General features: G+C 66.6%; 18 protein-coding genes. 2 read left to right on the forward strand and 16 right to left on the reverse strand.

The features are described 5' to 3' along the window. Positions 1-5: 5 nt before the first annotated feature. The 12 genes from KQH53_09400 to KQH53_09455 form a co-directional block, all read right to left on the reverse strand. Positions 6-425, reverse strand: coding sequence for a hypothetical protein (locus KQH53_09400; protein MCB2226881.1), 420 nt, complete (start codon positions 423-425; stop codon positions 6-8). 229 nt (positions 426-654) lie between these two features. After that, positions 655-1,086, reverse strand: a complete 432-nt coding sequence (locus tag KQH53_09405; protein ID MCB2226882.1) for a response regulator — start codon at positions 1,084-1,086, stop codon at positions 655-657. 65 nt (positions 1,087-1,151) lie between these two features. Then, positions 1,152-1,778 (reverse strand): hypothetical protein, encoded by a 627-nt coding sequence (locus KQH53_09410; protein ID MCB2226883.1) that lies wholly within the window; start codon positions 1,776-1,778, stop codon positions 1,152-1,154. A gap of 182 nt (positions 1,779-1,960) precedes the next feature. Further along, entirely contained in the window at positions 1,961-3,241 is a 1,281-nt protein-coding gene (locus tag KQH53_09415; protein MCB2226884.1) for a hypothetical protein, read from the reverse strand. A gap of 99 nt (positions 3,242-3,340) precedes the next feature. Next, a complete protein-coding gene (locus KQH53_09420) occupies positions 3,341-4,606 on the reverse strand; it encodes a hypothetical protein (GenBank protein MCB2226885.1) in 1,266 nt (421 codons plus the stop codon). Positions 4,607-4,655: 49 nt separating this feature from the next. Continuing rightward, positions 4,656-6,668, reverse strand: coding sequence for a molybdopterin-dependent oxidoreductase (locus tag KQH53_09425; protein ID MCB2226886.1), 2,013 nt, complete (start codon positions 6,666-6,668; stop codon positions 4,656-4,658). A 42-nt stretch (positions 6,669-6,710) separates the two neighbouring features. Then, positions 6,711-6,911, reverse strand: coding sequence for a hypothetical protein (locus KQH53_09430; GenBank protein MCB2226887.1), 201 nt, complete (start codon positions 6,909-6,911; stop codon positions 6,711-6,713). Between the two features lie 18 nt (positions 6,912-6,929). Continuing rightward, positions 6,930-8,264, reverse strand: a complete 1,335-nt coding sequence (locus KQH53_09435) for a hypothetical protein (GenBank protein ID MCB2226888.1) — start codon at positions 8,262-8,264, stop codon at positions 6,930-6,932. A 14-nt stretch (positions 8,265-8,278) separates the two neighbouring features. Then, complete coding sequence (locus tag KQH53_09440) at positions 8,279-9,580, reverse strand: TRAP transporter large permease (GenBank protein ID MCB2226889.1); 1,302 nt, start codon at positions 9,578-9,580, stop codon at positions 8,279-8,281. Further along, positions 9,577-10,053 (reverse strand): TRAP transporter small permease, encoded by a 477-nt coding sequence (locus tag KQH53_09445; protein ID MCB2226890.1) that lies wholly within the window; start codon positions 10,051-10,053, stop codon positions 9,577-9,579. The genes KQH53_09440 and KQH53_09445 overlap by 4 nt, the downstream gene beginning before the upstream one ends. Positions 10,054-10,122: 69 nt before the next feature. Then, a complete protein-coding gene (locus KQH53_09450; GenBank protein MCB2226891.1) occupies positions 10,123-11,106 on the reverse strand; it encodes a TRAP transporter substrate-binding protein in 984 nt (327 codons plus the stop codon). 467 nt (positions 11,107-11,573) lie between these two features. Next, positions 11,574-12,278 (reverse strand): Crp/Fnr family transcriptional regulator, encoded by a 705-nt coding sequence (locus KQH53_09455; GenBank protein MCB2226892.1) that lies wholly within the window; start codon positions 12,276-12,278, stop codon positions 11,574-11,576. A gap of 193 nt (positions 12,279-12,471) precedes the next feature. Here KQH53_09455 and KQH53_09460 point away from each other — a divergent pair, with 193 nt between their 5' ends. Next, positions 12,472-12,948 carry a hypothetical protein gene (locus KQH53_09460; GenBank protein ID MCB2226893.1) on the forward strand — a complete coding sequence of 159 codons (477 nt, stop codon included), beginning with the start codon at positions 12,472-12,474 and terminating at the stop codon, positions 12,946-12,948. A 130-nt stretch (positions 12,949-13,078) separates the two neighbouring features. Then, positions 13,079-15,037 carry a PAS domain S-box protein gene (locus tag KQH53_09465; protein MCB2226894.1) on the forward strand — a complete coding sequence of 653 codons (1,959 nt, stop codon included), beginning with the start codon at positions 13,079-13,081 and terminating at the stop codon, positions 15,035-15,037. Positions 15,038-15,046: 9 nt separating this feature from the next. Here KQH53_09465 and KQH53_09470 read toward each other — a convergent pair whose 3' ends face one another. The 4 genes from KQH53_09470 to KQH53_09485 form a co-directional block, all read right to left on the reverse strand. After that, the gene (locus KQH53_09470; protein ID MCB2226895.1) at positions 15,047-15,838 is read right to left on the reverse strand and encodes an AAA family ATPase; all 792 of its coding nucleotides are present in this window, start codon (positions 15,836-15,838) and stop codon (positions 15,047-15,049) included. Positions 15,839-16,122: 284 nt separating this feature from the next. Next, positions 16,123-16,917, reverse strand: a complete 795-nt coding sequence (locus tag KQH53_09475; GenBank protein ID MCB2226896.1) for a transporter substrate-binding domain-containing protein — start codon at positions 16,915-16,917, stop codon at positions 16,123-16,125. After that, positions 16,914-17,768: a 2-oxoacid ferredoxin oxidoreductase gene (locus KQH53_09480; GenBank protein ID MCB2226897.1), complete on the reverse strand. Its 855-nt coding sequence runs from the start codon at positions 17,766-17,768 to the stop codon at positions 16,914-16,916. Before KQH53_09480 ends, KQH53_09475 begins: the two co-directional genes overlap by 4 nt. Positions 17,769-17,778: 10 nt before the next feature. Beyond that, positions 17,779-19,461, reverse strand: a complete 1,683-nt coding sequence (locus tag KQH53_09485; protein ID MCB2226898.1) for a 2-oxoacid:acceptor oxidoreductase subunit alpha — start codon at positions 19,459-19,461, stop codon at positions 17,779-17,781. Positions 19,462-19,506 lie beyond the last annotated feature (45 nt).

A 19,506-nucleotide genomic window follows, 5' to 3' on the forward strand; every position in this document is an offset into this window, starting at 1 on the left:
GCTCGCTATACCAGCTTCCAGTGCTGGTACTTGGCCAGGTCGGTGGCGTATTCCTCCAGGAAGCGGCGGATGGTCACCACCTCCACCAGGGCCGAGGTCTCCATATTGGAGTTGACCGCGTAGGCATGGCCGTTGCCGCGGAAAAAAAAGGCGGAATGGTTGGTGTAGCGCCGGGTGCAATAGGTGATGATGCCCGCGCCCTTTAGCACTTCCTTGGCCTCGGCCCGGCGGAAGTGCAGGCCCCGGACGCTCCTCAGGAGCTTGACCTTGTCAATGCGGCCCCGGAGCACCTCGCACTGGCTGCGGGCCACCAACTGCTCCGGGTCCGGCGGGGTCAGCTCCATGTAGTGGAAAGCATTGACCACCGCGGTGGGAAAACAGCCGTAGGGCGACACCTGGGTCGAGAACTTACGCCTTTTGTACAAAGCGCCTGCCAAAAAGCCGGGCCCGCCGGGCGGGACGGCCGGGTGAGATTGTGGCGGTTGCGGCGCGGGCGCGGGGCGGGAAACGCCGCGCCGGGGAACCTGCGCCGGGCATCAAGAGAAGGCCAGGACATCTTACCGGATGGGGCCCAGGCGGTCACCAAAGAGTTGGAGCCCGCCGTCCCGGGGACGGAGGGCCCAACCAAGCTATCGTATTAATTGAACTAAGCCGCTACCAGCCGTACTTTTGCAGGGCGGCGCGCACCGCGTTTTCCCTGACCTGCTCGTCCATCTCTATGCGCCGCTCGCGGCCCTCGTTGATCTTGGCGGCCAGGGCGTCGATATCAGCCGGTTTTTCCATGAAATCCAGGGCGCCCAGCTTGATGGCCTCGATGCCGGTTTGCAGGGTGGCGTGGCCGGTGAGCAGGATGATCTGCAAATCGGGTTTCTTGGTCAGGGCCCGCTTGAGGGTTTCCATGCCGTCGATCTCGGGCATCATCAGGTCCAGCACGATGGCGTCGAAGATCTGATTGCTGATCTTTTCCAGAGCCGCGGCCCCGTTTTGGGCGGTCTCCACGCTGAAACCACGGTTGGCCAGCCGCTCGGCCACGGTCTCCAGGAATTCGGGCTCATCATCCACGATCAACACGTTAGGCTGCAGCATTTCATCTCCTCGCTGGCTCTGGGGCGGTCCCCCGGCACCCCGTTTTCTTCCGATTATAACCTTTTTTACTTGAGCAGGCTAAGGCGCAGTTCTTGCCGGTCCGCGCTGAAGGCCGCGCCCATGGCCTCAAGAATGGCCGCCTGAGGCGGTTCGGGCTCGCGGTTGAACTCGCCGCGCAGCCAAAACACCAGGCCCTCGTCGTTCCTTTCCAGGCCCGCCCGGAGCACCGCTCCCTTGTCCGCCGCCTCGGAGGCGCTCACCAGGCAGTACCACATGGCCGCTTCCAGGAGGAACATGTCCGCCCAGGGCGGCAGGTCGATGTTGTCCGAGCCCGTTTCCACCGTGATGCCCTTGAGGGCGGCCCGGCGGGCGAACATCTCCAGGGTCAGGGGCAAAAGCCCCTCGGCGCGCAGGGCGCCGGGCTTCAGGTCGGCCGAGTGGGCAAAGGCGTTGAGCCGCTTGACCACCTCGTCGGCCTGGCCCACCCGCGCGATGATGCGCTCCACCAGGGTGTGCAGGCGGGCCGGGTCCACCGGCCTGCCCTTATCGGCCATGACCAGGAACTCCTGGAGCAGATGGCTCTGCTCGTTCATCACCGCCAGCTCGTTTTTTATCTCATGGGTGGCGTTGGCGGTCACCTGGGCCAGGAAGTCCAGGGACAGGCGCCGCAGCTCGTCGTGGTTGTCGCTCATCGAGAATGTCTCTCCCCCGCCCGCCGGAAGGCCCGGGAGCCCGGCCGCCGCGCGACCGCCGCCCCGGAAGGGCGGCCCCAGCCTCGGATGCCCTCAGCCATGGTGAATAGTCTGGCTAAGTATGTCACAAAAACGCCCCAAGCGGGAAAGGATGAGGCCTTCTTTTTTTGGTGGAAGCGGGTCTAGAGGTGGAAGACCGTGGGCACGTTCTGCTCGTCCACCTCGATGCCCACGTAGTCGCCGGTGGAATAGCCGAAGTCGCGGAAGGCGGCCACCACCTCGGCGTTGCGCGCGGCGCTCCAATAGGCGGTCCACAGGGGGTTGCGCACCGTGGATACCCCGTAGGCGTCGTGGCTGCACAGGTTGCGGTGGAAGCGGCCCTGGCAGATGAGGGTGTCGGCCTCGGAGAGGAACTGGTCCACCTCGTAAAGGTTGGCGTAGAGCGCCCGGCTCAGCTTGGCTTGCAGCTCCGGGGTGTCGTCCAGGTAGTGGTTGGCCACCTGGTAGAGCTCCTCGGGCACCTCGATGGACAGGCCCAGCACCCCGAAACGCTCGTAGCTCAGGGCGAAGCGCTCCATCTCGCGCTTAAAGGAGCGCACCATGCCCACCACCTCCTCCACGCCCTCGGGGGTGGCGCCCTCGCCGTGGATCATGTCCTCGCAGCGGCCGATGATCCGGAGGTAGCGTTCCTGGCTGTCCATGAGGTAGATGGGGCGCTCGCGGTAGTTGCGCCGCCGCCGGATGCGGTCCAGCCCGTCCAGGACCACGGACCGCTCCCGCTCCTTGAACTCCAGGGTGTCCAGCTTGGAGATGTCGGTGGCCTGCACCACGTGGATCACCCCGTCCGGGCCGATGACGTACTCGATCTCGCAGGCGAAGCCGAGCTGCTGCTGGATGGCCTCGGAGAGCTTGAGCAGCTTGCGGTCGTGGGGGGTCTTGGTGATGTAGGGCTCGCTCTGCACCCGCTGCGCCCGGTTGCGGCAGTAGCCGAACTCCCACTGGTCGCCCAGCATCTTGGCCATTACGTTGGTGCCCTCGATGAAGGGCATCACGATCAGCCCCAGCTCGTCCATGTCCAGCTCCGGGGAGTGCTGGAACTTTTGCTGGCGCATGATGCTCAGGCGCTTGGCGGTGCCGGCGGCCTTGATGATGCGCTTGCGGGCGTAGAGCACCCCGCCCACGTCGGCGTAGGTCTCCAGGGACTCGAAGGTGCCGCCCTTGTAATTGGCCTCCTGGGGGTGGCAGGAGCGGGCGATGACCTTGTAGTCCGGGCAGTGCTGGCCCAGGAACTTCTCCAAGGCCTCGAAGGTCTCGTTCTCGAAATCCTCGGCCGGCATGTAGAGAAAAGGCGGCACGTTGAAGCGAGTTGAGCGCAGAAGGCCCAGCAGCCGCGCCTTTTCCGGTATTTGTATGCGGGAGCCAGCCATGAACAACACGCCCGAATCGCCTGAGGTATGGGTCAAAGACGCGGCTCCCGGATACCGGGCGCCGCGTTCAGTTTCAATAATACATCCTGGCCGCCGCGCTTCAAGCCCGGCCGGTGACAATCAGACGAATTGGTTCTAGGGCTCCAGGAGCCCGAAAGGCAGGTTGCCCCGCTCGTCAAAGGGCATGGCCTGCTCCGGGCCCTCGCCGGCCAGCTCGCCCAGCTCGGCGGCCTCGGCGGCCAGGGCCGGGGAGATGAACATGCGCTCCAGCTCCAGGGTGTTCTTGATCCACACCACCCGCGCCTGGGCGGTGTCCTCCAGGCCCACGCTGTTCAGGGCGTCGGCGATGGCCTCGTCGTCGCGGTCGTAGGTGAAGGGCACCCGGCCCTTTTCGGGCACCGCGGCGGTCAGGCAGTTCACCCGGGTCTTGTGGGAGTCGATCTTGGCGGCCAGGCGCTGGTGCACGAAGTCGGCCGCGCCCACCCCCACCGCGTTGCCCAGGCTCTGGTCGGTGAGGTCGCGCACGTAGATGCGCCGGAACTGGATCTCGTCGGGCTCGGGACTCACCTGGTTCATCACCCGGCCGACTACGTTGGAGTCCATGCCCGCCCCGCTGATGTTCTTGCCCATCTCGTCCACGATCAAGAGATCCACGTCGCTGAAGGGCACCCGGCCCATGAGCTCGCGGGCGCGGATAAGCAGCTCGGCGTCGCTTTCGATAAAACGCTCGGGCGCGCAGACCCGCACCTCGGCGGTGCGCTCCTGGTGGTTCTCCACCAGGCCCACCCCGGCCAAGAGCGGCAGGCGCTCCAGGATCACCTCGATGATGGCCATGATCACCGCCTCGAAACCGAAGCGGTAGAACTGGGCGTGGGCCATCTTGGCCCCGGCGTGCTTGCCCGCCCCGATGGTGAGCATCTTGCACAGCCCGCTCTCCACCTTGCCCCGAAAGCTGGTGTGCGGCTTCACCCGGTTGACCACCACCACGCCGTCGGCCGAGGTGAAGTCCGTGCCGATCAAGACCGGACGGCCCATGCGGTTGAGGCCCAGCTCCTCCACCTCCATGGAGGCCTGGATGGGCGCACCCACCGTATCCAGGGTGATGCCCAGCTCGGCCAGCATGGCCTTCTGGCCCTCGGCGCTGCCCCCGCCGTGGCTGCCCATGGCCGGGGCCACGTAGGGCTCGGCCCCCAGGGCCTTGAGGTGGGCGGCCACCGCCGCGATGGCCGGGACCATGTCGCGCACGCCCCGGCTGCCCGCGGTGATGGCGATGCGGGCTCCGGGCTTTATCTTGGCGCCCAGGTCCAGGGCGCTCAGGCCGCGCTCCACCTCGGCGGGAACCTCCTCCACCTGGGGAGCAATGCGGCGGCTGCGCAGAGGGATCATGCTGGGATAGTTCATGCGGTGCTCCTATTAAAAACAGAGGAACACTTTATCACGGCCGTGGGATTTAGGCCGGGCTGATCTCCACCGCGTTGCAATGGAAGGCGCAGGTATTGCCCATGTCGGTCAGGCGCTGGCTGGTGAGCTGGTTGGCTCCGCCGGCGGCGAAGAACCGGGGCCAGTGGATGCCCTCCAGAACCAGCAGCTCGGGGCGGGTGTCCTCGGTGATTTGGGCCCACAGGCGGCACTCGCCCCGCTGGTTGAACACCACCACCTCCTGGCCGTCGCGGATGCCGCGAGGGGCGGCGGCGCTGGGGTGGATCATCACCACCGGCCGCCCGGCTTCGGTGCGCAGGGCCTCGATCTCGTTGAAGGCCGAATTGAGCATCAGGTGATGGGGAGGGGTGATCAGCTCCAGGGGGTAGTCCGCGCCGCCGGGATCGCGCACCATCTCGCCGCTGGGCAGGGGGTCCAGCCCCTGCTCGGCCAGGGTTTGGCTGTAAAGCTCCACCTTGCCCGAGGGGGTCTTGAAGCCCTCGGCGTAGGGGTTGGCCGGGATGTTCAGGCGCACCGGCTCTCCCCGCCACAGGGCGTCCATGTCCACCCCCTCCAGGCCTGGCTCAGGCTCGGCCAGGAAGGCTCGCATGAACCAGTCCTCGTCGTGGCTGAACACCTCGTCCGTAAAGCCCAGGCGCTGGGCCAGCTCCTGGAAGATGCCCAGCATGGGGCGGCTGTCGCCCACCGGCGGAATCACCGGCCGGGCGATTTGCAGGTAGTTGTGGCCATAGGCGCGGTACAGGTCCGTGACCTCGAAGGAGCTGGCCCCGGGCAGGATGATGTCGGCCATGCGGGCGCTGTCGGTGAGAAACATCTCGTGCACCACGGTGAACAGGTCCTCGCGGGCCAGGCCGGCCATCACCGCGCGCGACTGGGGAGCCACCGCCGCCGGGTTGCACAGGTACACGTAGAGCGCCTTGATGGGCGGGTCTTCCAGGCTGGTGAGCGCCTCGCCCAGGCGCACCATGTTCACCGAACGGAGGCCGGGCGGGCAGAGGTCGGGCCGCAGCAGGGCGTTCAGGTTGGCGGGCGAACCGCCCAGGGAGCGGGTGAGGCCGCCACCCTTTTTGGCAAAGGCCCCCACCAACGCGGGCAAGAGCGCGATGGCCCGCATGGCCATGCCTCCGGCCAGCTGGCGGGCCGGGCCGCAGCCGGTGCGGATGTAGGGCGCGCGGGCCTTGCCGTATTCCCGGGCCACCTGGGTGATGACCTCCTCGCTCAGGCCGGTGAGCTCGGCCGCGCGCGAGGGCGGGTACTCCGCCGCGCGGGCGGCCAGGGCCTCGAAGCCCACGGTGTGCTCATCGACGTATGCGCGGTCGACGAGCCCCTCGCTGATCAGCACCTGCATCATCCCCAGAGCCAAGGCCGCGTCCGAGCCCGTCTTGAGCATGAGGTGCTGGTCCGCTTCTTGCGCGGTGCGGTTGCGGTAGGGGTCGATCACCACGATCTTGGCCCCGGCCTTCTTGGCTTTTTGGAACCAGGGCCAGGCGTGCAAATTGGTGGTGAGGGTGTTGGAGCCCCAGATGAGGATGTAGTCCGAAAACGCGGCGTATTCGAGGTCCGTGCTGGGGCCGGAGCCCAGCCCCGCGCTGACGCCCGCCGAGGCCGCCGGGCTGCAAATGGTGTAGAGCAGGCGGCTGGCCCCCATCTTGTGGAACAGGGCGTGGCCCGCGTGGCGCTGCACCAGGCCCATGCTGCCCGCGTAGGAATAAGGCAGGATGGCCTCGGAGCCGTGTTGGGCGGCGATGTCGCCCAGGCGGGCGGCCACCTCGCCCAGGGCCTCGTCCCAGGAGATGGGCTGGAACTGCCCCGAACCCTTGGGCCCGCTGCGCTTGAGGGGGGTGGTTATGCGTCCGGGGTTGTGCACATGGGCGGGGAAGTGCCCCGCCTTGCGGCAGAGAAAGCCTTGGGTGTAAGGGTGCTCCGGGTCGCCCTTGACCGCGGTTATGCGGCCGTGCTCAACCTTGGCCAACAGGCCGCAGGAGTCGGGGCAATCCTTGCAACAAACCGAACGATGCCACATGGCCGGGCCATCCTTGCCCCTCCCGCCCGGGCCGCGCGGCTGCTAATCCTCCGGCTGCGTCTCGACCGGCTCTCCCGAGGCGGTGAGCCCCAGGCCCATGCAGATCATGGCCAGGCTGGCCCGGATGCGCTCGGTGTTGCGGGTCATGGCCGGAAAATCGCCGGCCTCGCGGCTCAGAGCCTCCAGCTCCCGCCCCAAACGGCGGGCCCGGTCTTGGAGGGCGTTGAGAGTCTTGTTGTCCATGCTCATCCCCCTTCGGGTCTAGTGCTTGGGACGCAGGTCCTTGAAGCGCCGCGCCTTGACTTCGTAACGCGTCAGGCTGCCCAGGGGGTGCACCTCTATAGCGTATCCCAGGTTGGTCTTGAGGCGAAGCTCGTTTTTGAGCGAGGCCAGGGTCTCCTCCTGGCCGCCGGCGGCCGGGTCGGCGAACTCGATCTTCAGGGTGAGGCGCTCGCTGTCGCCCAGGCGCTCCACCACCACCTCGTACTCGTCGGCCAAGGCGTCGAAGCCGCGCACCACCTCCTCGATGGCCGAGGGCGAAAGAAGCACCCCCTTGACCTTGGTGATGTCGTCCGCCCGGCCCTGCACCCCGCCCTTGATCAGCCGGAAGGTCCGGCCGCAGGGACAGGGATCGGGGTCCCACTCGATGATGTCCTTGGAGTCGAAACGGATGCAGGGCTGGGCCTGGCGGTCCAGGGCGGTGATGATCATCTTGCCCTTTTTGCCCGGCTCCTCGATGAGCTCGCCGGTCACCGGGTCCTCAATCTCCACCAGGAACAGCGCCTCGTTCACATGCATGCCGCCGGGCTGCTCGGCGCACTCGAAGCTCCAGGCCCCTATCTCGGTGGCCCCGGCGTGGTCGAAGAGCTTGGCTCCCCACACGTTTTCGATGCGCTGCTTGGTGCTGGGGATGCTGGCCCCCGGCTCCCCCGCGCAGGTGATGCGCTGGATGCTCATCTCGGCGGGCTCCAGGCCCAGCTTGTTCTTGGCCACGTCGGCCATGTTGAGCATGTAGGTGGGCGTGCCCATCATGGCCGTGGCCTTAAGCTCCTGAACCTTGAGCACCCGGGAGGCCGTGTCCAACACCCCGCCGGGCACCACCTCGCAGCCGATCTTCTCGCAGGCGTAGTGGCCCGCCCAGAAGGCAACGAAGATGTTGTAGCCAAAGGGGATGAACACCCGGTCGTGGGGGCGGTAGCCCTGGGACCAGAGAATGTAGCTCCAGGCCTCGGCCCACCACTCCCAGTCCTGCCAGGTGTCGGCCTGGTACACCGGGGTGCCGGTGGTGCCCGAGGTCTGGCGGAACTCGGCAACTTGCTCCAAGGGCACGCACAGGCGGCTGCCGTAGGGGAAGGGCTCCTGCTCCTGGGCGCCCTTTAGCGAAGCCTTGTCCACCTGGGGCACCCGGCGCACGTCGTCCCAGGTCTTTATGTCTCCCGGCTCCAGGCCGGCTTGGGCGTAGAATTCGCGGTACCAGGAGGAGTTGTTCCAGGCCCAGGCGACCAGCTTCTTGAAGCGGGCGAGCTGAGCCGCCCGGAGAAGCTCCAGGGGCATGGTCTCCAGGTACGGATTCCAATAGGGGCTCTGGTCAGGCATGGCCGCTCCCGGGGTCAATACATTAAGTTGGGTAGCCACAGGGCGATCTGTGGGAACAACACGATGAAGCCGGTGCCCACGATGAGGGCCAGCAGGAAGGGCAGCGCGCCCTTGAAAATCTTCTCCAGGGGAACGTCCTGGGCGATGCCGTTGACCACGTAGACGTTAATGCCCACCGGAGGGGTGATGACCCCCATCTGGGTGACCAGCACGATGATCACCCCGAACCAGACCGGGTCGTAGCCCAGGTCCATGATGATGGGATAGAAGATGGGGATGGTCAGCATGATCAGGGCCAGGGCGTCGATGAAACAGCCGCCGATCAGGTAGACCAGCACGATCATGGCCACCACCATGAAGTCGGGCATGTTCAGCGCGGCCACCCATTCGGCCACGTCGAAGGTGATGCGGGTGACCGCCAGGAAGTGGCCGAAGACCGTGGCCCCGGCCACCAAGAGCAGCACCATGCACGAGGTGCGCAGCGTCTCGTAGATGCTCTTCTTGAAGCCCGCCCAGGTGAGCTGGCGCCGCACCAGGGCCACCAGGCACACCGCCGCCGCGCCCACCGCGCCGGCCTCGGTGGGGGTGAAGACCCCGGCGAAGAGACCGCCCATGACCAGCAGGAACACCAGCATGGTCTCGCCGGTCTCGCTCAGCGAGAGCAGGCGCTCGCGCCAGGTGAAGGCAGAGCAGGCCGGGCCCTGCTGGGGCGCGAAGTAGCAGTAGACCCACACCGCCACCGCGAACATGAAGGTGATGAACACGGCGGGCATGATGCCGGCCACGAACAGCTTGCCGATGGACTGCTCGGTGAGGATGCCGTAGACGATGAGCACCACGCTGGGGGGCATGAGCATGCCCAGCCCGCCGCCCGAGGCCACCGAGCCGGTGGCCAGCTCGTCGCCGTAGCCGTAGCGCTTCATCTCGGGCAGGCCCACCGTGGCCATGGTGGCGGCGGTGGCCGGCGAGGAGCCGCACACCGCGCCGAAGGCGGTGCAGGCGCAGACCGTGGCCGTGGCCAGGCCGCCCCGGTAGCAGCCCACCATCTTATAGGCCGAATCGTACAAGCGCCGGCTGATGCCCGCGTTGAAGGCGATCTGGCCCATGAAGATGAACAGGGGAATGATGGTCAGCCCGTAGGAACTGTAGACGCTGTAAAAGTCGCGGGCCAGGAGCTTGAGGGCCGCCTCGGGGTTCACCTGCACCGCGAAGCCCACGAAGCCCACCAGGGTCATGACGTAGGCCACGGGCATGCGGGAGAAGATGACCACGATCAGGACCAGGATGCCGATGACGCCGATTACGGTGGGGCTCATTTGCCGGCCGCCTTTTTCAGGTAGTTCACGCTGTCGTTGAAAATGACCAGGCTGAGCACCCCGAAGGCCACCGCCACCGCGTAGATGAGGACGTAGTCCGGGAACTGGAGGCTCATGGAGACCTCGCCGGAATCCTTGACCGTGTTGCCGTAGAGGAACATCTGCCAGCAAACCAGGCCGAACAGGGTGCCGGCCACCAGGTTGCCGATGCCGCTGTACCAGGCCTGGGTGCGCGGTTTGAACTTCCTGACGAACAGGTCCACGCCCACGTGGCCGTGCTCGTGGTCGGTAAGCGGCATGGCGCAGGCCAGCACCAGGGTGGCCATGAAGCTCACGATCTCCACCGCCCCGAAGATGGGGTGATCGAAGGCGCGGAAGATGACGTCCACACAGGTGATGACCATCATCCCCGTGAGGGCGATGCCCCCGATGCGTTTAAGCAGGTTGATTAGCTGATCCACAGCCTTGTCCATGGTTGACTCCCGACCCCTCCCCAAGAATTGAGGGAGGGCGGCCGCGCGGGCCGCCCTCCGGATGGATGACTACTTGTTGACTTCGGCCAGCTTCTTCTGGGTGTACTCCAGGGCCTCCTTGGCGGGAACGCCCTTGGCGCTGGTCTGCTTGACGTACTCGCCCAGCACCGGGTCGGTGGCCTTTTTCCAGCGAGCCGCCTCTTCGGGGGTCAGCGACAGGAACTTGCGTCCCTTCTTGAGCATGAACTCGCGACCAACTTGGTCGGACTTGTCCCAGGCCGCGCCGTGCTTGGGGATCCATTCCTTGTTGATCTGGATGATGGTCTCCTGCACGTCCTTGGGCAGGGAGTTCCACTTGTCCTTGTTCATCACTACGTAGAAGGTGGTGGTGTAGGCGTTGGCGTAGTTCTGGGTGCAGTACTTGACCACCTCGGCCATGCGCCAGCCCTTGTTGGTCTCCACCGGGTACATGCCGCCGTCCACCACGCCGCGTTGCAGGGCCTGGTAGAGCTCGGGCATGGGCATGGCCACCGGGGTGCCGCCCAGGGCCTCGACCACCTTGGCGGTGGTGCCGTGGGAGCGGATCTTGAGGCCCTTAAGGTCCTCCATCTTGGTGACCGGCTTGTCCTTGGTGTGCAGCAGTCCTGGCCCATGAGCGTGGAGGTACATCACCTGGACGTCGTCCAGCTCCTTGGGCTTGAACTTCTCATAGACCGCGTTGGCCACCTGGGTGGCCGCCTTGCCGCTCTTGTAGCCCAGGGGCAGGTCCACCACCTCCATCAGGGGGAAGCGGCCCCGGTTGTAGGCGAACAGGCAGAAGCCCAGGTCGCTCATGCCCTGGACCGTGCCGTCATAGACCTGCTTGGCCTTGGTAAGGGTCTGGCCGGGGAAGTATTGCACCTTCACCTTGCCCTTGGTGCGCTTCTCGACCTCTTTGCACCAGGCGTCGGCCAATTTGGACTGGATGTGGCTGGGCGGGAAGAAGCAAGAGTAGGTAAGCTTGATCTCCTCCGCCGCGGCCGCCGGCAGGGCAGTGATGGTGAATGCCGCCATCAACGCTGCTGCCAGAACTAGCACCATGAACTTTTTGGACATGATTCCCTCCCGTGTGCGGCGGCCTGCCCAAAGGCCGCGCAAGTAACCTTGTTTCCAGCCGCAGCCGGACATCCTTCAGATGTTCAAGCAAGGTTGCGAATCTGCGAGAAGGATAATATACGCGCGTACGCGGTTGCAAACGCGGCCTGCCCCCCGAGGCCGCGATTATTATCAGGTCCCGAGGGGGATGGCGTCTTGCCGGGCGGCGAAACCGCCCCCAGGGGCCGCTGGGCCGTGGGGCGCGCCGTACGTCCGGCCGGAGCAGGTGCTTTTCTCGGAGGTGTGGTTCGCGGGGATGATCATGAGCCGATCATAGAGACCCGGCCTCGCGCCAAACCATGACGGCGGTCATGTAGCGCATTTTTCCCGCTGGGGCCGCAAAGGGCCCTTGGCAACGCCGTATGCCGGCGCCCGGCGACGCCGAGCTAAACCCAGAGGGGGTCGTCTTCCAGATTTTTGAGCGAGGTGGGGGAGATGATGCGCACCTGGCCCCGGCGGCTCTCCACGATGCCCAGGCTCCTGAGGCGGCCCATGGTGCGCAGGGTGGATTCGGTGGTGGTGCCGGCCAGCTCGGCCAGCTCGCCGCTGGTCAGCTTTATCTCGGAGCCGAACTTATCGAAAAGGGTGGTGAGCACCCGGACCAGGCGCTGCTCCACCCGCTTTTCCACCATGTCCACGATGCGGCTGTTGGCGCTGTCGATGGCCTTGCCCAGGATGGTCATGATGTTGGCCAGGAGCAGGGGGTTGGCCAGGGCGAAGGCCACGAACTCGGTGCTGGGGATGCAGGCCACCACGCTTTCCTGCATGGCCTCGGCCGAGAGGATGCGGGGGCTGCCGGTGAAGGGACCGATGAGGTTGAGGGGCTCGCCGCGCTTGGCCAGAAGGTAGGTGACGCAGATGCCGCTGGAGGAGGAGATGAAGACCTTCACCAGGCCCTCGGCCACCAGGTAGAAGAACTCGCAGGGGTCCTCCTGCAAGAACACCGGCGCGCCCTTGGCGTAGTGGGCGTAAAAGGACATCTCGGCGATCGCCGCGATCTGCTCCGGCCCCAGGCCCTCGAAGCCCATGGCCCGCCCGAACAGCTCCCTGCGCTGCTCCGGTGTGCTCTCCAGCACCGTCCCCCGCGCCATGACCACCCCTTGCCGCGACAGGCCCTCGCCCCGCCGCTCAACGCCCCTCGATAGCATTCGGCTGTAGGGGCCCAGAATATCCGAGCCTCCCCGGGCCAGTCAAGGCGCGCCCGGGCTTGGCCCGCCGCCCGGCCCGGCGGTAAAATTAGAGCAGGAGGATCGCGGGAGAGCATTCAACCATTGGGGAGAGCGTATGGCCTTGACGAAGAGCAAGCGGGCGCGGGGCATGGCCCTGCTGCTGGCCGGTCTGATCCTGCTGGGGGCCGCGGCCTGCGGCGAGTATTACCTGGACCCCGGCCCCAACCCGGCGCGCATCCGGGTGAAGCTGTGGGCCATGGTGCCGGCCAGCCTGAAACAGACCCCGGGCGAGTGGATCTACTGGGACTGGAGCCTCAGGCTGGTGGCGCCCCAAGGGCCCTACCCCATGCTGCCGCCCACCACCAAGCAGGACTTCTACACCATCCCCAACACCAACCCCCTGGTGCGCGACGTGACCTTCCTGGCCCCGCCGGGCAAGCACAAGTACCTGCTGGAGGTGTACGGCTACGCCATCCGCCAGCGGGGGGAGCACTCCGGGCCCAAGGTGCTCACCGCCCTGCAACAGACCATCGAGCTGGATCTGGCGCCCGGAAGCAGCACCACCCTGGAACGCAAGGTGGGCGGACAATAGGGACGGGGGTGGTTCCCGGCTGAACCCGGCCGGGAGCTGCCTTATAATGAAACTATAGGGATGTCTGCCTGGTGGAGCCGCAGGTGGCTCCGCCCAGCCCGCCGTCCGGGCCAGGGAAAGGAGGCGCGCCATGGTGCCGAAGCATCCCCCGCCGAGCCAGGCGCAGCAGGAGATCGAGGCCCTGGAGAGCCGCCTGCGCGAGCTGCGCGGCGACGGCATCGCCAGCCGCCTGGAGCAGAGCGAGGCCAAGTTCCGGGCCCTCACCGAGACCGCGGCCTCGGCCATCTTCATCATCCAGGACGGCCGCTTCGTGTACATGAACCCGGCCGGGCAGAAGCTGGGCGGCTACGGCATGGACGAGCTGGGGGCCATGGACTCCCTGGCCATCGTGCACCCGGAGCACCGCGAGCTGACCGGCCGCTACGCCAGAGACTTGCTTGAGGGCCGCCAGGTCCCCGCTCATTACCAGATCAGGATCCTCGCCAAGGACGGCCGCGAGCTGTGGGCCGAGCTGACCGCCGCCCACTTCGAGCACCAGGGGCGGCCGGCCATCATCGGCACGGCCACCGACATCACCGAGCACAAGCAGGCCCAGGAGTCCTTGCAGGAGTCGCAAAAGCGCCTGGCCGACATCATCAACTTTTTGCCCGACCCCACCTTTGCCATTAACCGTGCGGGCCAGGTGATCGTGTGGAACCGGGCCGTCGAGGAGCTCACCGGCATTGCGGCCGAGGACATCGTGGGCAAGGGCGACTACGAGTACGCCCTGCCCTTCTGGGGCGAGCGGCGGCCCATCCTGGCCGACCTGGCCATGGAGTGGGACCAGAGCTACGAGGACCGCTACCCCTTTGTGAGCCGCCAGGGCCACACCCTGCTCACCGAGGCCTTCGCGCCGGGCATCCCGCCCGACGGGGCCTACCTCTGGGGCAAGGCCTCGGCCCTGTTCGACAGCCAGGGACAGGTGGCGGGGGCCATCGAGACGGTGCGCGACATCACTACCCGCCGCGACATGGAAGAGGCCCTGCGCGAGTCGGCCGCGCACCACCTGGCCCTGGTCAACAGCCTGCCGGTGGGGGTGATCTCGGTGGACCCGGATTTCCACATCACCGAGATAAACCCCCAGGGTCTGGCCATCCTGGGCTACGGCCCGGAGGAGGTGTTGGGCCTCCCCTGCGGCGAGGTGCTGCGCTCCGAGGCCTGCCACGGCACCTGCCCCATCCGCCAGTCCCTGCTGAGCCGCCTGCCCACCGGGCCGGTGGACACCAGCTTCGTGAGCAAGCACGGAGTGCGCAAGGCGGTGCGCCTGAGCGCCTCGGGGCTCTACAACGCGGCGGGCGAGCTGGTGGGCGGGGTGGAGGTGTTCCAGGACGTGAGCCAGCTCAAGGCCCTGGAGCGGGAGCGGGCCAACCTGGTGTCCATGTTCGCCCACGACATGAAGACCCCCCTGGTGGGCATCCAGGGCTTTGCCCTGCGCCTAATCAAGCGGGGTGAGCAGACCGAGCCCGCCAAGCAGCGGCAGTATCTGGAGGTGATCCGCCGCCAGGCCGAGCAGCTGGAAAAGATCATCAACGACTTTTTGGATTTCGCGCGCCTGGAGACCGGGCGGCTCAAGCTGAACTTCAGCGCGGTGGACCTGGAAAAGGAGGTCACCGAGCTGATGGAGGACTTCTCGCCCCGCTACGCCCAGAAGGGCCTGGAGCTGGTGCTGACCAGCGGGGAGAAGCTGCCGGTGATCGAGGCCGACCCGGTGCACCTGCGCCGGGCCCTGGGCAACCTCTTGGACAACGCGCTCAAGTATTCGGACCAGGGCGGCACGGTGAGCATCGAGTTCCAGGACGAAGGGCCCAAGGTGACCCTCAGGGTGCGCGACCAGGGGGCGGGCATCCCCCCGGCGGACCTGCCCTACATCTTCGACATGTTCTACCGCTCGGAAAGTCAGGGCAAGAAGGCGGGCCACGGCCTGGGCCTGGCCGGAGTGGAGGCCATAGCGCGGGGCCACGGCGGACGGGTGTTGGTGACCAGCGAGCCGGGGAAGGGCTCGGTTTTCAGCGTGGAGCTGCCCAAGCAGCAACCCCTGGAACAGGAGTAAGGCTCGAAGCTAATCCAGGACCGGCAGGGTCTTGGGCCGCAGGGTGGCGCCGAAGGCTTTTTCCAGCAGATCCTTGCTCTCGGCGCGCCCGGCGGCCTTGGCCGGCTCGTGGGGCGTGTCGTAGGAGATGCTGGCCTTGCTCGGCGGCAGCTTGCCCCGGCCCAGGGAGTAGTCGATGCCCTGCAAATGGCGGGGCCGCCGGCGGCGTTCGCCCTTGGCCTGGGGCACCGGCTCCTTGGGCTCCAGGCGCCGGAAGCGGCGCAGGTTGTGCTTGAGGTTGGTGGCGCCCATGCGCTCCAGCACCGGCAGAATCTGGGGCCGGGCGAAGAGGAACAAGTTGAGCACCCGGGGGGAGAACTGGTCGGTGTTGCCCAACAGCTCCAGCTCCTGGAGCATCTCCTCGCTGAGCAGGTGGGCGTCCTTGACCAGGAGCAGAATCTTGCGGCAGTCGCGGTGGCAGGTCTCGATCTGGGCCCGGAGGTCCAGGAGGAAGCGGGCCTTGTAGTTGCACTCCGGGATGTCCAGGCTGGGGCCCAATTCGCGGCAAAGGTCCATGGGCGAGTGCACCTTCTGGGCGGTGACCACCACGGTGAGGTACTGCGGGCCCAGGGCGGCCTTGAGGCAGTCGATCAGCTCGCCCTTGCCGCTGCCCGCCTGCCCCACCACCATGGCCCAGCCCTCGCTGCGCTCGGCGGACACGATGAGCGTGGCCAGAGCCTCCCGCTGGCTGGGGGTCAGGTCGCAGTCTTCCCAGTTGAGGGCGCCTTCGGGCTTGTTGTCGCTAGGGCGTGATGGTGCCACGGCTAAAGTTCTCCCGGCATGAATGCCAGTCCCAACTTTGCGCGGCCGGGGGGCGGGATTCCGGGGAAACTCGGTTAGCGCATCAAGTCAGGGTGCCAAGGGTCGAAGCTGTCAATCGTCTATCTATATCAGGATACTGCCGGATTTCCTCTCCGGCAACTCTAATCCAGCACGGATGCTTACTAATAATGATAATCAGCTTTGGAGGTCCTGCAAACTCTCCGTGGCCGATGCCACACAAATGTAACTATTTTAGTGGGAAATGATTCCCCCACGCCTACGCTTCAGCGAATATAGCGCTCCCGGATGCGCTGGATCTCCGCGCCCGAGACCAGGGCCAGGCCCTTGTTGAGGATGGACAGGAGCACCTCGTTGCCTTTTTTCACCGGCAGGGCCAGGTCGCTGCGCTCCACCACCGCGTTGCCCGGGGCCCAGGAGATGCGGTCGCCCAGCTTGAGGCGGTCGCGCCAGTAGAGCATCACCGGATCGTCCATGACCGCCGCCTCCACCCGGTTCGCGCCCAAGGCCTGCACGCAGGCCTCGTAAGTGTCGTAGAGGATCGGCTTGATGCCCGCCTTGATCAGCGCGGCCGCGCCGGAGTCGCCCTTGACCGCGCCGGTGGGCACCCCGTGCAGGCCGTCCAGCCCGCTCGCCGGCCGGCTGCCGATGTTCAAAAAGATGGCGGTGGTCACCGGGTAGAAGGGGTTGGAGAAATCCAGGTACAGCCGGCGCTCGGGCAGGGGGAACATGCCGGTGCTGGAGTCCAGGGTGCCCTGGCGCAGATCGGCGATCTCCTTGGAGTCGGCCATGGTCAGAAACTTGACCTGGAAGCGCAGCTTCTCGGCCATGACCTTCCACATGTCCACGCAGATGCCCTCGGGCTGGCCCGTGTTGCTCACGAAGGAGAAGGGGTGGTAGGAGAAATCGGTGGCCACGCTCACCGGACCGTGCTCCTCCAACCAGGAGCGTTCCTTGTGGCTCAGCGGGTCCTGGGCGTCTATCTGGCCACAGGCCGCGGCCAGGAGCAAAAGGACCAGCAGGCAGGCTGTCCGGGTGATGGGGCCGGGTTTTTTTATCAAGCGTAGCTCTCCAAGATTCCCTTGAGCTTGCCGTAATCGGTGCCCTGTCCCGCCAGGGGGCCGTCTTTGAGCACCGGGAAGAACTCCTGGAACGAGGCGCGCTGATTCTCGTAGATGACCCCCAGGGGGATGCTGTCGCCGAACTCGTAGCTGAGCTTGATGGCCGCCTCCCAGTCGGTGGGGTCGTGCTCGCCTTTTTCCAGCTTGCGCACCCTCTGTTTATACCACTCATAGGTGTTGAGTTTGTTGAAGGAAACGCAGGGTTGCAGAATATCCACCAGGGCCAGGCCCTTGTGCTCCAGGGCCTGGGCGATGAGCCCGGCCAAATGCTCCAGCTCTCCGGCGAACCCCCGGGCCACGAAGCCCACGTGCAGGCTGACCGCCACGGCCACCGGATTGAAGGGCACCAGGTGCACCCCGTGGGGCTGGGCCTTGGTGTGCATGCCTTCCAGGCTGGTGGGGCTGGCCTGGCCCTTGGTCAGGCCGTAGATCTGGTTGTCGTGCACCAGCATGGTCAGGTCCACGTTGCGCCTGAGCCCACCCAGGAAATGGTTGCCGCCCTCGCCGTAGTTGCAGCCGTCGCCGCTGGTGAGGATCACCTTGAGCCCGGGATGGGCCAGGGCCGCGCCGGTGGCCGCGGGCAGGCCCCGGCCGTGCAGGCCGTTGAAGGCGTTGCAGGGGATGTAGTGCGGGGTCTTGGCCGCCTGGCCGATGCCGCTGACCAGCAGGATGTCCTGGGGCGCCAGGCCCTTGTCCACCAGGGCCCGGATCAGGGCGTTCCTGATGCCGAAGTTGCCGCAGCCGGGGCACCAGGCGGTTTCGATCTCGCCGTAATCTTCTATCTTGACCATGACGGCCCTCCTAGTTGGCCAGTTGGCGCAGGATGTATTCCGGGGTGAGGTTCAGTCCGTCGAAGCGCCCGATGAAGCGCTGGGCGATGATGCCCGCCTCTTTCTTGAGCAGGCCCGCGAACTGGCCGGTGGCGTTGCCTTCGATGACCACCACCGAGCCCGCCCGGGCCATGCGCGGGGCGAACTGCTCCGGGTCCAGCGGCCAGACCTGGCTGAAATGGCAGGTGCCCACGGACTGGCCCTCGTCGCGCAAACGGCGGGCCGCCGCGGCCACCGGCCCCTGGCTGCTGCCCCAGCTCACCAAAAGCGTCTCGGGCTCCTCGGGACCGGCGAAGCTGGGCGGGATAGTCTCGGCCTTGAGACCCTTTTCCTTGAGCATGCGCTTGTGCTGCATGCGCACCCGGAGCTCCAGGTCCTCGGTGATGTGGCCCTGTTGGGTGTGCTCGTCGCTGTCGGCCACCACCAGCTCCGGGCCCATGCCCGGCAAACGGCGGGGGGAGATGCCGTCGGGGGTGATTTCGTAGCGCCGGTAGTCCGCGCCCTCTTTCCCCTGTCCTCCTGGGCGCACCGCCTCGCGGCCCTCCAGGCCGAAGGGCTCCAAGGCCCTGAGGCTGTCGGCCAGGAACTGATCGGTGAGGATAAACACCGGACCCTGGTATTTCTCGGCCAAATGCAGGGCGCGGTAGCCCGCCTCGAAGCACTGCTTCACGTCGCCCGGAGCCAGGATGGCCCGGGGGAACTCGCCGTGGCCGCCGTGCAGGGCGAACAAGAGGTCGCCCTGCTCGGTGCGGGTGGGCAGGCCGGTGGCCGGGCCGGGGCGCATGGCGATGGCGATGACGATGGGGGTCTCGGTCATGCCCGCCAGGGAGAGGCCCTCGGTCATCAGGGCATAGCCCCCGCCGCTGGTGCAGACCAGGGCCGGGGCCCCGGCATAGGACGCGCCCAGGGCCATGTTGATGGCCGCGATCTCGTCCTCGGCCTGCTCGTAGACCACGCCCAGTTCGTCGGCGTGGGCGATGATGGTGAGCGCGATGGAGGTGGAGGGGGTCATGGGGTAGAAGGCCAGGAACTTGAGCCCCGCGGCCAGGGCCCCCAGGGCAATGGCCTGGTTGCCGCCCAGCATCATGCGGGGCGGCGCCTCCTGGGGCTTGGGCAGCACCCCGCAGTCCGCCTCCTGCTTGGCCAGCCAGTCAAAGCTGGCGGCCAGGCCCTCGCGGTTGGCGGCCACCACCTTGTCGTCTTTCTTTTTGCCCAGGGCGGTGGTCAGGGTGTCGGCCACCAGCTCCTGGTCCAGCCCCAGCAGCCCGGCGGTCACCCCCAGGGCGATGGTGTTCACGTGGCGTCCCTCGGCCAGCTCTTTGTAGGGCACGCCCAGGCAGCGGGCCCCGGCGCAGGTCAGATCCTGGCCGGCCACCACCACCGCGCCGGAATTGAGCTCCTTGCCGTGCAGGTCCAGGGTCTCTTGGTTCAGGGCCACCAAGAGATCCACTCCCTCGGTGGGGCTGTCCAGCTCGCGGGCCGCAGCGCGGATGGTGAAGGTGTTGTGCCCTCCCCGCACGCGGGACATGTAGTCCTGGGTGACCAGGATGTGGTAGCCGCTTTTTATGAGGCACTTGCTCAGGACCTGGCCGATGGTGACCAGGCCTTGGCCGGCCTCGCCGCCGATCATGATGTTAAGGCTGTCACGGGACATGAGTTCCCCTCTTCCTGCCGTAAACAAGCAAGGCGGCCCGCCCGG

This window comes from Desulfarculaceae bacterium (assembly GCA_020444545.1).
GTDB lineage: Bacteria > Desulfobacterota > Desulfarculia > Desulfarculales > Desulfarculaceae > Desulfoferula.

What these genes read in the sequence shown, in the direction of transcription:
- KQH53_09465 (MCB2226894.1), top strand. Translation starts at nt 13,079, where the DNA reads ATGGTGCCGAAGCATCCCCCGCCGAGCCAGGCGCAGCAGGAGATCGAG.
- KQH53_09485 (MCB2226898.1), bottom strand. Translation starts at nt 19,461, where the DNA reads ATGTCCCGTGACAGCCTTAACATCATGATCGGCGGCGAGGCCGGCCAA.
- KQH53_09440 (MCB2226889.1), bottom strand. Translation starts at nt 9,580, where the DNA reads ATGAGCCCCACCGTAATCGGCGTCATCGGCATCCTGGTCCTGATCGTG.
- KQH53_09445 (MCB2226890.1), bottom strand. Translation starts at nt 10,053, where the DNA reads ATGGACAAGGCTGTGGATCAGCTAATCAACCTGCTTAAACGCATCGGG.
- KQH53_09450 (MCB2226891.1), bottom strand. Translation starts at nt 11,106, where the DNA reads ATGGCGGCATTCACCATCACTGCCCTGCCGGCGGCCGCGGCGGAGGAG.
- KQH53_09405 (MCB2226882.1), bottom strand. Translation starts at nt 1,086, where the DNA reads ATGCTGCAGCCTAACGTGTTGATCGTGGATGATGAGCCCGAATTCCTG.
- KQH53_09480 (MCB2226897.1), bottom strand. Translation starts at nt 17,768, where the DNA reads ATGGTCAAGATAGAAGATTACGGCGAGATCGAAACCGCCTGGTGCCCC.
- KQH53_09460 (MCB2226893.1), top strand. Translation starts at nt 12,472, where the DNA reads ATGGCCTTGACGAAGAGCAAGCGGGCGCGGGGCATGGCCCTGCTGCTG.
- KQH53_09420 (MCB2226885.1), bottom strand. Translation starts at nt 4,606, where the DNA reads ATGAACTATCCCAGCATGATCCCTCTGCGCAGCCGCCGCATTGCTCCC.
- KQH53_09410 (MCB2226883.1), bottom strand. Translation starts at nt 1,778, where the DNA reads ATGAGCGACAACCACGACGAGCTGCGGCGCCTGTCCCTGGACTTCCTG.
- KQH53_09455 (MCB2226892.1), bottom strand. Translation starts at nt 12,278, where the DNA reads ATGGCGCGGGGGACGGTGCTGGAGAGCACACCGGAGCAGCGCAGGGAG.
- KQH53_09435 (MCB2226888.1), bottom strand. Translation starts at nt 8,264, where the DNA reads ATGCCTGACCAGAGCCCCTATTGGAATCCGTACCTGGAGACCATGCCC.
- KQH53_09430 (MCB2226887.1), bottom strand. Translation starts at nt 6,911, where the DNA reads ATGGACAACAAGACTCTCAACGCCCTCCAAGACCGGGCCCGCCGTTTG.
- KQH53_09425 (MCB2226886.1), bottom strand. Translation starts at nt 6,668, where the DNA reads ATGTGGCATCGTTCGGTTTGTTGCAAGGATTGCCCCGACTCCTGCGGC.